Origin of the sequence: Streptomyces griseus subsp. griseus (assembly GCF_000720255.1) — a bacterium.
Lineage (GTDB): Bacteria > Actinomycetota > Actinomycetes > Streptomycetales > Streptomycetaceae > Streptomyces > Streptomyces griseus_I.
On the sequence record NZ_JOJE01000030.1, the window covers coordinates 18,244 to 30,502 of the forward strand.

The window sequence follows — 12,259 nt, forward strand, 5'->3', positions numbered from 1 at the left end:
GTGACACGGATGTTCAGCCCCGAAGGCCCCACCTTGCGCGAACTCGCCGTCCAGGCGCTGTCGTCCGTGGAGCACGGCTACGACCTGCTCGCCCCGAAGTTCGACCACACGCCCTTCCGTACGCCCGACTCGGTGCTCGACGCCGTAGGCGCGGCCCTGGTGCGGACGGGACCCTACGACGACGGGCTCGACCTGTGCTGCGGCACGGGCGCCGGAGTGGACGTGCTGGCGCGGGTGTGCCGGCGCGGTGTGACCGGGACCGACTTCAGCGCCGGGATGCTCTACGTCGCGAGGCGGCGTGCGGAGACGGCGGGGCCGCCCGTGGCGTGGGTGCGTGCGGACGCCCGCGCGCTGCCGTTCAGGTCCGCCTTCGACCTCGTGGTGAGTTTCGGGGCGTTCGGACACTTCCTCCCACACGAACTCCCGGGCGTCTTCGGCCAGGTGCGCTCCGTGCTGCGGCCGGGCGGCACGTTCGCCTTCCCGGTGCTCGCCCCGCCGCGACCCTCGTCCCCGGGGTTCTGGATGCTGCTCGGCTTCGACGCGGTGATGCGGGTGCGCAACGCGCTGTGGCGACCGCGCTTCGTCATGTACTACCGCGCTTTCCGACTCGGTGACGTGGGACGGGAGCTGGAGCGAGCCGGCTTCGACGTCACCCTGCACGCGCTGCCCGAGTTCGGGACCCGGGGCGACGGAAGCCCACGCGTCCGGATGGTCGAGGCGCGGAGGACGGACCGGCCCGGACCCTCCTGAGCCCCCGGACCCTTCTGAACCCCCGGACCCTTCTGAACCCCGGACCCTCCTGAGCCGCCGGACGCACGCCGAGCCCGCTACAGAGCGCTGTACAGGGCCTCCACCAGGGCCATCTTCCGTGGATCGTCCGCGATGTGAGGGCCCATACGGTTCATCACATACCCCAGCGACACCCCCGCCTCCGGGTCGGCGAGCCCGCACGAGCCGCCGAAGCCGTCGTGGCCGAACGCCCGCGGGTTGGGCCCGTACGAGGCGTTGGGACCGCTCAGCCACAGACCGAGCCCGATCTCCGTGTCATGCTCCAACCCGGCGCCCAGCACCAGGTCACGGCAACTCCCCTGCCCCTCGCGCACCCGCTCGGCCGCCGCCTCGGAGAGGACGCGGTGGCCGTCGTAGGACCCACGGCCCGCGAAGATCCCGTACAGGGCGGCGACCCCACGCGCGGTGCCGTGACCGTTGGCCGCGGGGATCTCTGCGGCCCGCCACTCGGGCGTGTTGGCCTGCCTCGCGCCGACCAGCGGGTTGGCCACGGCGGCGATCGCCGTCGGCGTCAACTGACTGAAGACCTCCGCCTGTTCACTGCTCGACGTGACCGGCGGATGCACCATCTCGGCGGCCCGCCCCGCCTCCTTCTCCGGCAGCCCGACGGTGAAGTCGATCCCGAGCGGTCCGGTGACCTCCCGCTCCAGGAAGGCACCCGGCAGCAGCCCCGTGACCCGCCGGACGACCTCGCCGACCAGGAAGCCGTACGTCAGCGCGTGGTACCCGGACTGCGTCCCCGGCTCCCACCAGGGCTCCGTCGCCGCCAGTCGGGAGGTCGTCAGCTCCCAGTCGTAGAGCTGGTCGAGCGAGTGCTCCTCGCGCAGCCCGGACAGGCCGGAGCGGTGCGACAGCAGATGCCGTACCTGGACCTTCTCCTTGCCGGCGGCGGCGAACTCCGGCCAGTACGCGGCCACCGGCGCGTCGAGGTCGAGCAGCCCCCGGTCGGCGAGGAGATGCGCGCACAGCGCCACCGGCCCCTTGGACGTCGACCACACGTTGACCAGCGTGTCGTGCTCCCACGGCCGGGTGCGCGCGGAGTCCGCCCAGCCGCCCCACAGGTCGACCACGGTCACGCCGTCCACGGTGACGGCCAGGGCGGCACCCAGCTCGTCCCGGTCGCGGAAGTTCTCCTCGAACGTCGTGCGCAGCGCGGTGAAGCGTGCGTCGCAGTGGCCCTGGACCTGTGGCTCGTGCAGTTCGGACATGCGCCCTCCGTCGTCCGTCGGGAACCGGGCCGCGCCACCGCGACCCGGGCGTACCCGAACGTACCGACTGGTCGGACAGCAGCGCCAGGGGTTGGTCAGGCGTACGACCGCAACCAGCGCACCTTGGCCTCCTCGTGGAACGGGCCGCCGCCCTCGTGGTCGTTGAACTCGTACACCTCGATGGTCTTGTCGTCGTGCGCCCAGGCGTTGAACGCGGCGAACACGGTCGACGGCGGGCACGTCTGGTCCTCCAGGGCCGCCGAGAAGAGGGCGGGCGCCCGGCCGCGCGCGGCGAAGTGGACACCGTCGAAGTAGGACAGCGTACGCAGGGCGTCGTCCTTGCGGCCGCGGTGTGTCTTGAGGAACAGCCCGATCTCACGGTAGGGGTGACGGTCCGTCACCGTCGCCGAGCGCGGGAAGTCGCACAGGAACGGCACGTCCGGCGCGATCGCGACCAGGTCCGGGACCAGGCCGCCCACGGCGATCGTGATGCCGCCGCCCTGGCTGCCCCCGATCGCCGCGGTCCGAGCCGAGTCCGTCAGCGGATGCGACCGGGCCGCCTCGACCGCCCGTACCGCGTCCGTGAACACCCGGCGGTAGTAGTACTGCTCGGGCGCCTCGATGCCACGGGTCATGAAACCCGGGTACGCGACCCCGGCACCCACCGGATCCGCCGTGGCGCCCCCGCCGCCCCAGCCGCTGCCCTGACCCCGGGTGTCCATCACGAAGTGCGCCCTGCCCGTCGACGCCCACAGCAGGTTCTCGTGCGGCAGACCCCGCCCACCGCCGTACCCGATGAACTCCACGACCAGCGGCAGCGGCTCCTCGGCCCCGGCCGGCAGCCGGAGCCAGCCCTTGACGGGGTGACCGCCGAACCCGGCGAACGTCACGTCGTACACCTGCACCGTGCTCAGTCCCGTGTCGACCGGCTCGAAGCGGGCGTCGAGGTCGTGCTCACGCGCCTCCTGGAGGGTCTTGGACCAGAACGCGTCGAAGTCCGCCGGTTCGGCGGACGTGCTGCGGTACTCGCGGAGCTCGTCGAGAGGGAGATCGAACAGGGCCATCAACAACCGCCTTCGTGGAGAGAGCGTGCGGATGATCACACGGTACGTGGAGGGTCGGACGACTGACCAGACCTTCACAGGCCGGCACGCCATCGACGAGCCCCTGTTATCAGCCGCGGATTCCGCTGGTCAGGCGACGTCAGGCTCGGCGGCGGGTCCACTCCGGCTCTGTGCGGGCCCACGCCCGTTCCCACTCGTCCATGCGGTGCCGCATCGCCACCCGGCGTACGACCACGTGTCCGACGAGGATCACGGCGACCGTGCCGCCCGCTGCGCACGCGCCCATGGCCAGGGTGTGCTGCCAGACCTCGGTCTCGCCGGGCGGGGGAGCCACCGTGCGGCCGCGCGCGTCGAACCACACGTCGACCGTGTCACCGGTCCGCGTCCCCGCCGGCACGGTCGCCTTGGTCGTCCGTGCCTTCTCGCCGGGCTCCGTCCAGCGCACCGCCACCCGGAACGAGTTCTCCTGGCCGCCCTCCACCGACGGCAGTGTGTCCGGGATCTTGCCGATGACCTCGGCCCGCACCCGGTGCCGGTCCGCGCGCTGCTGCGCCGCGACCGATCGTGCCTCGTCGTGCGCCCACCAGCCGGCCACCGCCCCCGCCAGCGGCGCGCCCACCAGCAGCAGCACAGCCACGATCAGCAGCGTCCACCTCTCCACGACGTCGGACCGGCGTCGCAGGGGGTTGGGACGCCGGCGCCAGCCGTGCACCCGGCTTCGCATGTCGACCTCCTCGCCGTCACGCGTACGAGTGCCCACATGGATGTCTTACCCCGTTCACAGGACATCCTTCACCCAAGAGGCGCAAACGGGAAGAGTCGGACGGTTTCGCCGGGTGCGTTCCGGGCGTCCCTCAGCCGAACCGCTCGATCCGGATCCGCTCCACTGGCTGGCCGGCCTGCACCAGCAGCCGCGACGCGTGCTCGGCGAAGGCGTTCGAGCCGCATACGTACGCCTCCCACCCGCCGGGCGGCGGCTCGGCCAGGAGCGGTGCCACATGGGCGGCCGCCAGCCGACCCACCGGCACCCCCTCCGGCGCGCTCCGCGTGAACAGGGGCGTGGTCTCGGCGCCGTACTCGTCGGCGTAGATCAGGTCCTCGGGGGCACGTGCGGACACCAGCAGCCGCAACGGCACCGCCAGCCCCCGGGCCCGGTGGTGCCGCACCATCGACATCAGCGGCACGACGCCGGAGCCCGCCCCGATCAGCAGCGCGGGCCGGTCGCCCGGCCAGGCGAAGAAGCCGCTCAGCGGGCCGCGCACCTCGACCCGGTCCCCGGTCCGGGCCACCGTGTGGAACCAGCCGGAGACCTCGCCGTCGTCGACGTGGTCCAGCGTGAGCTCGATGTGCCCGTGGTCGTCGGGCGCGGACGCGAGGGAGTAGTGCCGCTGGGCCACGTACCCGTCCTCGGCGGTCAGCCGCAGCATCAGGTGCTGCCCGGGAAGGTGCCCCGCCCAGCCGGGCACCGCGAAGCGGAAGGTGGCCGCCCGCGGCGTCTCGCGGCGGATCTCGGTGAGCGTGGCCGTCTGCCACGCGCCGGCGGTCTGCTCGCTCACGGCGATCCGCCCGGGCACGGCGAAGCGCGTGGGCGGGGTGAAGGCGGGGGAGGTGAAGGTTTCAGTCACCGGAGTACCGCTGCTCCTCCCAGGGGTTGCCGCGGGCGTGGTAGCCGTTCTGCTCCCAGAACCCCGGCTCGTCGTGGCCGAGGATCCGGATGCCCGCGATCCACTTGGCGCTCTTCCAGAAATACAGATGCGGCACCAGCAGCCGCGCCGGGCCACCGTGCTCGGGCGCGAGCGGCTTCCCCTCGTACGCGAAGGCGATCCACGCCCGCCCACCGGACAGGTCCGCCAGGGGCAGATTGCTGGTGTACCCGGTGTGCGAGTAGGCGACGGCGTGCGTCGCGGAGGCCTGGGGCCGCGCGGCGTCCAGGAAGGCGTCCAGGGAGACGCCCCCGAACCGCACCCCGAACTTCGACCAGCCCGTCACACAGTGGATGTCCCCCTCGTACGCCGACGCCGGCAGTGCCTGCGCCTCGTCCCAGTCCCAGGTGCGCGGCCGCTCCACGATCCCGTCGACGCGGAACGTCCACTCGGCGGGTGCGAGGTCGGGCGTCACCTCCGCGGACAGGACGGGCCAGTCGTCGCCGGCGTCGTACTGCCCGGGCGGCAGTCCGGCATGGGTGACACGGGGGCGGCCTGTGAAGCCTCGTGTGACGTGCATGCGTTCCACCGTACGTGCCCGCCAGGGGTGCCCCGGACCGTCGCCCACCCGCAGATCGTTAAGGCCGTATGAACACACCGGCGCCCCGGGAATAGCCGCTGAACAGGCCTTCTTTCCTCTTGGTGCCGGGCCGGACGGAGCGAGCGGCCGGTGACGTGGCGAGAGCGAAGGAGAACACGAACCATGCGACAGGCGCAGACTTTCCCGCGGTGCGACAGGCCGCGGCACGGTTCCACCCCCGGGATCCGGTCCACCGAGGCCCCCGTCATCGCCGAGGCCGCCATATGAGCACGTCGGAGACCGTCCCGAGGGCCGCGCGGCCGCACATCCTCGACAACCCGGCCCTCGCCGCCCTGACCGGCCCCCACGCCCACTTCGCGCAGCGGCGTGGCCGGGTCCTGCGCTACCCCGTCGACGTCTCGCCCTGGCTGGCCCTGCCCGACGAGCCGGAGCCGGCCGACTGGGCGGACCTCGCGGCACTCGCCGGACCCGGCGCCGAGGTGCCGCTGCCGGGGTTCGGCGGGGAGGTTCCCGACGGCTGGGAGATCACCGCCCGCATCGAGGGCGCGCAGTTCGTCGACGACGGTCTGGCCGCCGCACCGGACCCGGAGGCCGTCCGCCTCGGCCCCGCCGACGTCCAAGAGATGACCGACCTGGTCGCCCGCACCCGGCCCGGCCCCTTTCTGCCCCGCACCATCGAACTCGGCACCTACCTCGGAATCCGTCGCGACGGCGCCCTGATCGCCATGGCCGGCGAACGCCTGCACCCGCCGGGCTGGACCGAGATCAGCGCGGTCTGCACGGACCCCGCCTTCCGCGGCGAGGGCCTCGCCTCCCGCCTCGTCCTCGCCGTGGCCCACGGCATCCGCGAACGCGGCGAAGCCCCGTTCCTCCACACCGGCGCGGGAAACACCAGCGCCATCCGCCTCTACGAGTCCCTCGGCTTCCGCCTGCGCCGCACCACGGCGTTCCTGGCGGCCCGGGCACCGCAGCGGCTGGGAGAGGAACGGGCGGTGGCGGTGCCGTAGCCGGCCGACGGAATCAGTCCTCCGGCGCCGACCAGCCGTTGTAGCGCACGAGATAGGCCGCGAACCGCTCCAGGTCCTCGCTCGGCCAGTCCTCCAGACGTTCCTGGAAGGCGGTGCGGCGGCTCTCGGTGACCTGGGCCAGGATGCGGCGGCCGGGGTCGGTGAGGTGCAGAAGCTGGACGCGGTGGTCGTCCGGGTCGACACGGCGTTCGATCAGGGCGGCGCGTTCCAGGGCGGTCACCTGGCGGCTGACGGTGGACTTGTCCAGGCCGTAGTGCGCGGCCAGGTCGGTCGCGCGACAGCCATCGCTCCCTTCCAGGTGGGCGAGCAGGGTGTATGAGACGAGGGACAGCTCGGGGTGCATGCGGCCCGCCGTCGCCCGGGCGCGACGGGCGAAGCTCGTCATCTCGCGCTGGATGGTCTCCACGGCCTCGGCTGCCACTCGCCCTCCCGTTCACTCTTGGTTGCATAGTACAACTGGGCGGGTTCCCAAGGCCGCCCCACGGTAGGGTGAGCGTCCGGCTGTGGAGGGACCCAGCCGCGCGGAGCCGAGGAGGTGGGACCCATTACCGCTGTGTCAGGTCGGGTGCTCTCACCTCGAGATGGCGTGGACCGCCGCTCATAGGCGACACGCGAGAGCGCCCTTCGGCTCCCGAAAGGCTCTCGGCTTTCCATGCCTCCACTTGTTCCCGCTCCGTCCCGCGACTCCGCCGTGGCCGCGCTGCGCGCCGCCGGCTGTGTCTTCGCCGAGGACGAAGCCGAGTTGATTCTCACCACCGCCCGTACGCCGGACGAACTCGCCGCCATGGTGGAGCGCCGCGTCGCGGGCCTGCCCCTCGAACACGTCCTCGGCTGGGCCGAGTTCCGCGGTCTGCGCATCCAGGTGGCACCAGGTGTCTTCGTGCCCCGCCGCCGTACCGAGTTCCTCGTCGACCGGGCCCTCGCCCGCGCGCCGCACGCCCGGGTCGTGGTCGACCTGTGCTGCGGTTCCGGCGCGCTCGGCGCGGCCCTGGCCGCCGCGCTCGGCCCGGTCGAGCTGCACGCCGCCGACATCGACCCGGCCGCCGTGCGCTGCGCCCGCCGCAACGTCGCCGGCCGGGGCGGCCAGGTGTACACGGGTGACCTGTTCGAGGCGCTGCCCGCCGCGCTGCGGGGGCGCGTGGACATCCTGGCCGCCAACGTGCCCTACGTCCCGACCGAGGAGGTCGCGCTGCTTCCCTCGGAGGCCCGCGATCACGAGCCGCTGACCGCCCTCGACGGAGGCGCCGACGGGCTCGACGTCCTGCGCCGGGTCGCCGCCGGGGCACCGGGGTGGCTGGCCCCCGGGGGAGTGCTGCTGGTCGAGACGAGCGAACGTCAGGCGCCGACGGCCGTGGACGCCTTCACCCGCGTCGGCCTGACCACCGAACTGACCGTCTCGGAGGAGTGGCACGCCCACGTGGTGATCGGCACCAGAACCTAGTCGTCCGAGGCGTCATCAGGTCCGGGCGCCGCTGCCCGACGGCTGAGGGGAGGGGGTGCGGTCGCCGTGGCCCCACGGCCCGTGCCCCCGCTTGCCGCGCCAGTTGCCCGGGCCCTTGTCGTCGGAGCCCGCGCGGACGCGGATCGCGGTGCGGGTGCCGTCCTTCGAGAGGTCACCGACGAGGTACGCGGTCTCGCCCTTCTGCACGGGGTCCGACGAACCGTCGCGCCGGTCGGTGGCGCCCTTGCCCACCGCCCATGTCCACGCGGTGCCGTCCTCGCTCCTGACGGTGACCTGGTCGCCGTCGGCCTTCTCGACGGTGCCGCGCTGCCAGATCCGCACGATCCATTCGCCGGTGTCGCGGTCCTTCACGGTCGCCTCGCCGTGCACCGCGTCGCCGCCGAGCCCGGCCCAGGGGCCGCCGCCGTGGTGGCCGCGGGGCGTTTCGGGGAAGTGCGAGGCGGAAGCGGCGGCCGCCGGAGCGGCCCCGCCGTCCGAACCGCCCGAGCTCGCCGCGTAGGCGACGGTGCCGCCCACTGCCAGGACGGCCACGGCCGTGGCCACGATCACCGTCCGGGCGCGGACGGACCGCCGCTGCCACAGCTCGCGCAGGGAGGTCCGCTCCCGTTCCGGCCCGCCGGGTCCCGCGAGGACCTCCCACTCGCCCGGTGCGCCGCCGTCGATGTTGTTCCGATCCGGATCCTGCGTCACGGCCCACTCCCTCGCTCGCGGTACCGCCCTGCTGTGATTGTGGAATGCGGTCGGTAAAGAACCGGTAATGATCGCCTGTGAATCTACGTCCGCGCGCGAGCGATCAGCAGCGCCACGTCGTCGTGATTGTCCGGGTGGTGCAGTGTGCGCAGCAGGAGATCGCAGACCTCCTCCAGCGGGCGCGCGGGGTCGTCGAGCAGCGTCAGCAACGTGTCCAGGCGCTCGTCCAGGGAATGCCTGCGCGTCTCGACCAGCCCGTCGGTGTAGAGCACCAACTGGTCGCCGGGCGCGAAGTCGACGGTGGTGGTGGAGAACGCCACGCCGCCGACCCCGAGCGGTACTCCGGTGGGCAGGTCGAGCAGCTCCGGCGGACGGCCCGCCCGGACGCGGGCCGGCGGCAGATGCCCGGCGTTGGCGATCCTGCACTGCCGGAGTTGGGGGTCGTGGACGGCGTAGAGGCAGGTGGCGATGGAGTGGTCGAGGCTCTGCGTGATCCGGTCGAGGTGTTCGAGGAGCACGGCGGGGTCGAGCTCGAGGGAGGCGAGTGTGTTCGTCGCGGTGCGCAGCCGGCCCATCGTGGCGGCGGCGCTGATGCCGCTGCCCATCACGTCGCCGACGACGAGCGCTGTCTTGCCGCCCTCCAGCGGGATCACGTCGAACCAGTCCCCGCCGACCTCGGTGGTGGCCCCGGCGGGCTGGTAGCGGGAGGCGACCTCCAGGCCGCCCGTCACCGAGGGGTGGCTCGGCAGCAGGCTGCGCTGCAGGGTGAGGGCGGTGTCGCGGGCGTTCTGGTACCAGCGGGCGTTGTCTATCTGCACGGCGGCGCGGGCGGCCAGCTCCTTGGCCAGCAACAGGTCGTCCCGGCCGAACGGCAGCGGATTGCCGGCCCGTTTCAGGTCGAGCGCGCCGAGCACCTCGCCGCGCGCGATCAGAGGTACCGCGAGATACGAGTGGACGCCCGCGCGCCCCAGCAGCCCGGCCGCCTCCGGTGAGCGGGCGATGCGTGCCAGGTCCTCGTCCGTCACCCGCTCCACCAGCACCGGCCGTCCCGTGCGGACGCACTCCGTGATCAGCCGGTCGTGCCCGTAGCGGGCCACCTGCCCGGGCGGGTCCGCCGCCTCCAGGCCCTCCGGGGAGTGGTCCGCCCGGACGGCGAGCGCGCGGATCACCGCAGGTTCGGCGGGACCGAGGCCGGTGCGCCGGCCGCCGACGACCGCGTCGAGCAGGTCCACGGCGGCGATGTCGGCGAGTTCGGGTACGGCCACGTCGGCCAGTTCACGGGCGGTACGGTCCAGGTCCAGGGTGGTGCCGATGCGGGCGGAGGCATCGACGATCACCGCCAGGCGCCGCCGGGCGGCCTCGGCCTCGACGCCCGCCCGGTGCTGGTCGGTGACGTCCACGATCGACGCGGCCACGCCCAGCACGGTCCCGGCGGTGTCCTCCAGCCGGTACAGCGAGAGCGACCAGGCGTGGTCCTCGTCCGGGTCGGCCGGGGTGCGGCCGACGAGGGAGAGATCGACGAGCGGCCGGCCGGTCCGCAGCACCTCCTCCGCCCCCGACTCGAAGGTGTCCACGTCCAGCCGCGGCAGCAGCTCGCGGGGTGTACGGCCCACGTGCTCCTCGGCCGGGATGCCGTCGATGTCCTCCTGGGCGGGGTTGATCGACACGTAACGCAGTTCGGTGTCCAGGACGGCGAGTCCGATCGGTGACTGGTTGACCATCCGCGTCGACAGCGCGACGTCCCGCTCCAGCCGGCGCAGGGTCGAGCGGTCGGTCGCGAGCCCCAGCGCGTAGACCTGGCCCTGTTCGTCCAGGAGCCGCATGTTGCGGAACTCCACCAGCCGTGTGCTGCCGTCCTTGCGCCGGATCGGGAAGGCGCCCGCCCAGCCCTCGCCGGTGGCCATCACGTCGGCGAAGAGCTTCACCGCGAGGTCGTGGTGCTGCTCGTGGACCATGACGTGGGCCGCGTACCGGCCGAGCGCCTCCTCGGCCGGGTAGCCGAACAGTTCCTCGGCCTGCGGGCTCCACAGGACGATGTGTCCCCGGGCGTCCAACAGCACCGAGGCCACGTTCAGCACGTCGAGCAGTCCGCTCGGCCGCACCGGCTCGCGTACCGGTGCACCGCCCTCGGATGCGGGCGACCCGGCTGCACTCATCGCAAGCACCGCCTCCGCCGTCCGCGAAGCACGCCTGTCTCCCGTGCCGACTCCCCACCTTGCACCGCGCTCAACCTCATCTCCACGCCGGCCTCCACCATCCCCCGAGAGTGGGCCCGGCGTCCCCTCGACACCCCGCGTTTTGTTCTTTGGTCTGTACATGACTATCGGGTGCCGCCAGACTGTCCGCCGATCACCTCCCACCCCCCAACCGAGGAGTCGGTTCATGCCCCCGCGCACCCTCCGGCACCGCTGTCACCTGGCCCTGACCGGTCTGGTCGCCCTCGCCACCGCCGCCGTACTGTCGGCCGCCCCGCCCGCCGCCGCGGCCGACACCTGGACCGAGGCCGGTTCGGACCGCGCCGATCCGCTGACCGAGAGCCAGGGCCTGGCCTCGGTCGAGATCCCCGCGGGCAGCGCCAACCGCTACACGGGCATCGGCACGATCCCCCTCGGCCTCAGCACTCGCGGGTGGAACCACGTCGGCGACCCCGACGCCTCCTACGACGGCCACTACATCGAGCCGTACCAACGGGACTCGGGGACCACCAAGATGTTCCGCGCGCAGGCGCCCGGCGGCGGCTGGTCGGAGTACGTCCACACGCTGAGCTCCGGGGAGGCGCTGAACAACTCCTGGGTCGCGGTGTCGCCGGACGGTCAGTGGATGGTGGCCGGTGAGTGGGGCACCATGAGCCGGCTGCTGGTCTTCCCGACCCCGGGCGTGAACCCGGCCACCTCGCCGTCGGCGAACCTGCCGCAGGCGTCCACGGTCCGCCTCGACCACGCCGTACGGGACGTCCAGGGCTGTGACTTCGTCGACGCGACCCGGCTGCTGTGCTCCTCCGACGACCCCGCGGGCACCCTGTTCGGCATCACCAAGCCGCTGCTCCAGGTCGACCTGTCGGCCCCGCCGAACGGCGCGTCGGACGTGTCCGGGCATGTCACCGCCCTGCGTCAGTTGCCCCTGCGCAGTTCCTGTTCGGGCACGTTCGAGGCGGAGGGCGTCGACTACGACCGCCGTACGGCGGTGTTGCGCGTGATCGTCGTCTCGCCGGGCTTCTGTGTCCTCACGGACAGCAAGACCTACCGCTTCACCCGCGGCTGAGGTGCCGCATGTGCTTCCCGGGGCTTCCCTGGGATGAAGTGCGGTTTCGTGGGGAACTCGCGGTACCGCAGTCCCGCCATGAGAGGAGCGTTCACGAAATGGACAGCGAGCGTCCGCACGAGGAATCCGTCTCCGTCGCGATCAGCGACTGCAGCAAGGAGGACGCGCGGGTCGTGTTCGACACGCTGTGCGCGTGCTTCTCTTCCGACCGGTGCGACGAGGACGTGCCAGAGCAACTGCACGAGACGCGACCCATGGTGTGGCTCGGCACGTTCGACGTCGCCGACCCCCACGAGGGAGCCCGTCCCGCCCATCTCCAGGCCTCCGTCACGGCCGACGTGCAGGGCGGTTACTGGGCCATCGAGCGGTTCCGCACCACCCTGGACGGCCTGTTCTCGGTGGAGAACCTGACCGCGGCCTCCGGCGACCAGGAGAGGGAGTTGCACCTCCGGCTGGCGAGCCGCTGACGCCCCGGCCGCCCGGGTCATTGTGCAACTAGTTGCAAAAGAATTA

At 72.6% G+C, this 12,259-nt stretch carries 13 protein-coding genes; 5 read left to right on the forward strand and 8 right to left on the reverse strand.

Annotation, left to right across the window (positions count from 1 at the left end; genetic code table 11):
* The first annotated feature begins 9 nt into the window (after positions 1-9).
* Positions 10-750, forward strand: a complete 741-nt coding sequence (locus IG99_RS31095) for a class I SAM-dependent methyltransferase (RefSeq protein ID WP_037679811.1) — start codon at positions 10-12, stop codon at positions 748-750.
* Positions 751-827: 77 nt separating this feature from the next.
* Here IG99_RS31095 and IG99_RS31100 read toward each other — a convergent pair whose 3' ends face one another.
* From IG99_RS31100 to IG99_RS31120, 5 genes are all read right to left on the reverse strand, one after another.
* Positions 828-1,997, reverse strand: a complete 1,170-nt coding sequence (locus IG99_RS31100) for an EstA family serine hydrolase (protein WP_037679814.1) — start codon at positions 1,995-1,997, stop codon at positions 828-830.
* 95 nt (positions 1,998-2,092) lie between these two features.
* Positions 2,093-3,061, reverse strand: coding sequence for an acetylxylan esterase (locus IG99_RS31105; protein WP_037679815.1), 969 nt, complete (start codon positions 3,059-3,061; stop codon positions 2,093-2,095).
* A 139-nt stretch (positions 3,062-3,200) separates the two neighbouring features.
* Positions 3,201-3,785: an Rv1733c family protein gene (locus IG99_RS31110; RefSeq protein WP_037679997.1), complete on the reverse strand. Its 585-nt coding sequence runs from the start codon at positions 3,783-3,785 to the stop codon at positions 3,201-3,203.
* 130 nt (positions 3,786-3,915) lie between these two features.
* Positions 3,916-4,686, reverse strand: a complete 771-nt coding sequence (locus tag IG99_RS31115) for a ferredoxin reductase (protein ID WP_037679818.1) — start codon at positions 4,684-4,686, stop codon at positions 3,916-3,918.
* Positions 4,679-5,284, reverse strand: a complete 606-nt coding sequence (locus tag IG99_RS31120; RefSeq protein WP_037679998.1) for a sulfite oxidase-like oxidoreductase — start codon at positions 5,282-5,284, stop codon at positions 4,679-4,681. Before IG99_RS31120 ends, IG99_RS31115 begins: the two co-directional genes overlap by 8 nt.
* Before the next feature lie 284 nt (positions 5,285-5,568).
* Between IG99_RS31120 and IG99_RS31125 the strand changes: the two genes are divergently transcribed.
* Positions 5,569-6,312: a GNAT family N-acetyltransferase gene (locus IG99_RS31125; protein WP_037679822.1), complete on the forward strand. Its 744-nt coding sequence runs from the start codon at positions 5,569-5,571 to the stop codon at positions 6,310-6,312.
* Positions 6,313-6,325: 13 nt separating this feature from the next.
* Here the strand turns inward: IG99_RS31125 and IG99_RS31130 are convergent, their stop codons facing one another.
* Entirely contained in the window at positions 6,326-6,718 is a 393-nt protein-coding gene (locus IG99_RS31130; RefSeq protein ID WP_051866121.1) for a MarR family winged helix-turn-helix transcriptional regulator, read from the reverse strand.
* Between the two features lie 267 nt (positions 6,719-6,985).
* Here IG99_RS31130 and IG99_RS31135 point away from each other — a divergent pair, with 267 nt between their 5' ends.
* On the forward strand, positions 6,986-7,774 hold the full coding sequence (locus IG99_RS31135; RefSeq protein ID WP_037679826.1) for a putative protein N(5)-glutamine methyltransferase: 789 nt from the start codon (positions 6,986-6,988) through the stop codon (positions 7,772-7,774).
* Between the two features lie 15 nt (positions 7,775-7,789).
* Here the strand turns inward: IG99_RS31135 and IG99_RS31140 are convergent, their stop codons facing one another.
* Together IG99_RS31140 and IG99_RS31145 are read right to left on the reverse strand one after the other, a co-directional pair.
* Complete coding sequence (locus IG99_RS31140) at positions 7,790-8,485, reverse strand: hypothetical protein (RefSeq protein ID WP_051866100.1); 696 nt, start codon at positions 8,483-8,485, stop codon at positions 7,790-7,792.
* 83 nt (positions 8,486-8,568) lie between these two features.
* Positions 8,569-10,641, reverse strand: coding sequence for a SpoIIE family protein phosphatase (locus tag IG99_RS31145; protein WP_078948013.1), 2,073 nt, complete (start codon positions 10,639-10,641; stop codon positions 8,569-8,571).
* A 226-nt stretch (positions 10,642-10,867) separates the two neighbouring features.
* Here IG99_RS31145 and IG99_RS31150 point away from each other — a divergent pair, with 226 nt between their 5' ends.
* Together IG99_RS31150 and IG99_RS31155 are read left to right on the forward strand one after the other, a co-directional pair.
* Entirely contained in the window at positions 10,868-11,746 is an 879-nt protein-coding gene (locus IG99_RS31150) for a hypothetical protein (protein WP_037679832.1), read from the forward strand.
* A gap of 98 nt (positions 11,747-11,844) precedes the next feature.
* Positions 11,845-12,213, forward strand: a complete 369-nt coding sequence (locus tag IG99_RS31155) for a hypothetical protein (RefSeq protein WP_037679835.1) — start codon at positions 11,845-11,847, stop codon at positions 12,211-12,213.
* The last annotated feature ends 46 nt before the right edge of the window (positions 12,214-12,259 follow it).

What these genes read in the sequence shown, in the direction of transcription:
- IG99_RS31095 (WP_037679811.1), top strand. Translation starts at nt 10, where the DNA reads ATGTTCAGCCCCGAAGGCCCCACCTTGCGCGAACTCGCCGTCCAGGCG.
- IG99_RS31100 (WP_037679814.1), bottom strand. Translation starts at nt 1,997, where the DNA reads ATGTCCGAACTGCACGAGCCACAGGTCCAGGGCCACTGCGACGCACGC.
- IG99_RS31105 (WP_037679815.1), bottom strand. Translation starts at nt 3,061, where the DNA reads ATGGCCCTGTTCGATCTCCCTCTCGACGAGCTCCGCGAGTACCGCAGC.
- IG99_RS31110 (WP_037679997.1), bottom strand. Translation starts at nt 3,785, where the DNA reads ATGCGAAGCCGGGTGCACGGCTGGCGCCGGCGTCCCAACCCCCTGCGA.
- IG99_RS31120 (WP_037679998.1), bottom strand. Translation starts at nt 5,284, where the DNA reads ATGCACGTCACACGAGGCTTCACAGGCCGCCCCCGTGTCACCCATGCC.
- IG99_RS31125 (WP_037679822.1), top strand. Translation starts at nt 5,569, where the DNA reads ATGAGCACGTCGGAGACCGTCCCGAGGGCCGCGCGGCCGCACATCCTC.
- IG99_RS31130 (WP_051866121.1), bottom strand. Translation starts at nt 6,718, where the DNA reads ATGACGAGCTTCGCCCGTCGCGCCCGGGCGACGGCGGGCCGCATGCAC.
- IG99_RS31135 (WP_037679826.1), top strand. Translation starts at nt 6,986, where the DNA reads ATGCCTCCACTTGTTCCCGCTCCGTCCCGCGACTCCGCCGTGGCCGCG.
- IG99_RS31145 (WP_078948013.1), bottom strand. Translation starts at nt 10,641, where the DNA reads ATGAGTGCAGCCGGGTCGCCCGCATCCGAGGGCGGTGCACCGGTACGC.
- IG99_RS31150 (WP_037679832.1), top strand. Translation starts at nt 10,868, where the DNA reads ATGCCCCCGCGCACCCTCCGGCACCGCTGTCACCTGGCCCTGACCGGT.
- IG99_RS31155 (WP_037679835.1), top strand. Translation starts at nt 11,845, where the DNA reads ATGGACAGCGAGCGTCCGCACGAGGAATCCGTCTCCGTCGCGATCAGC.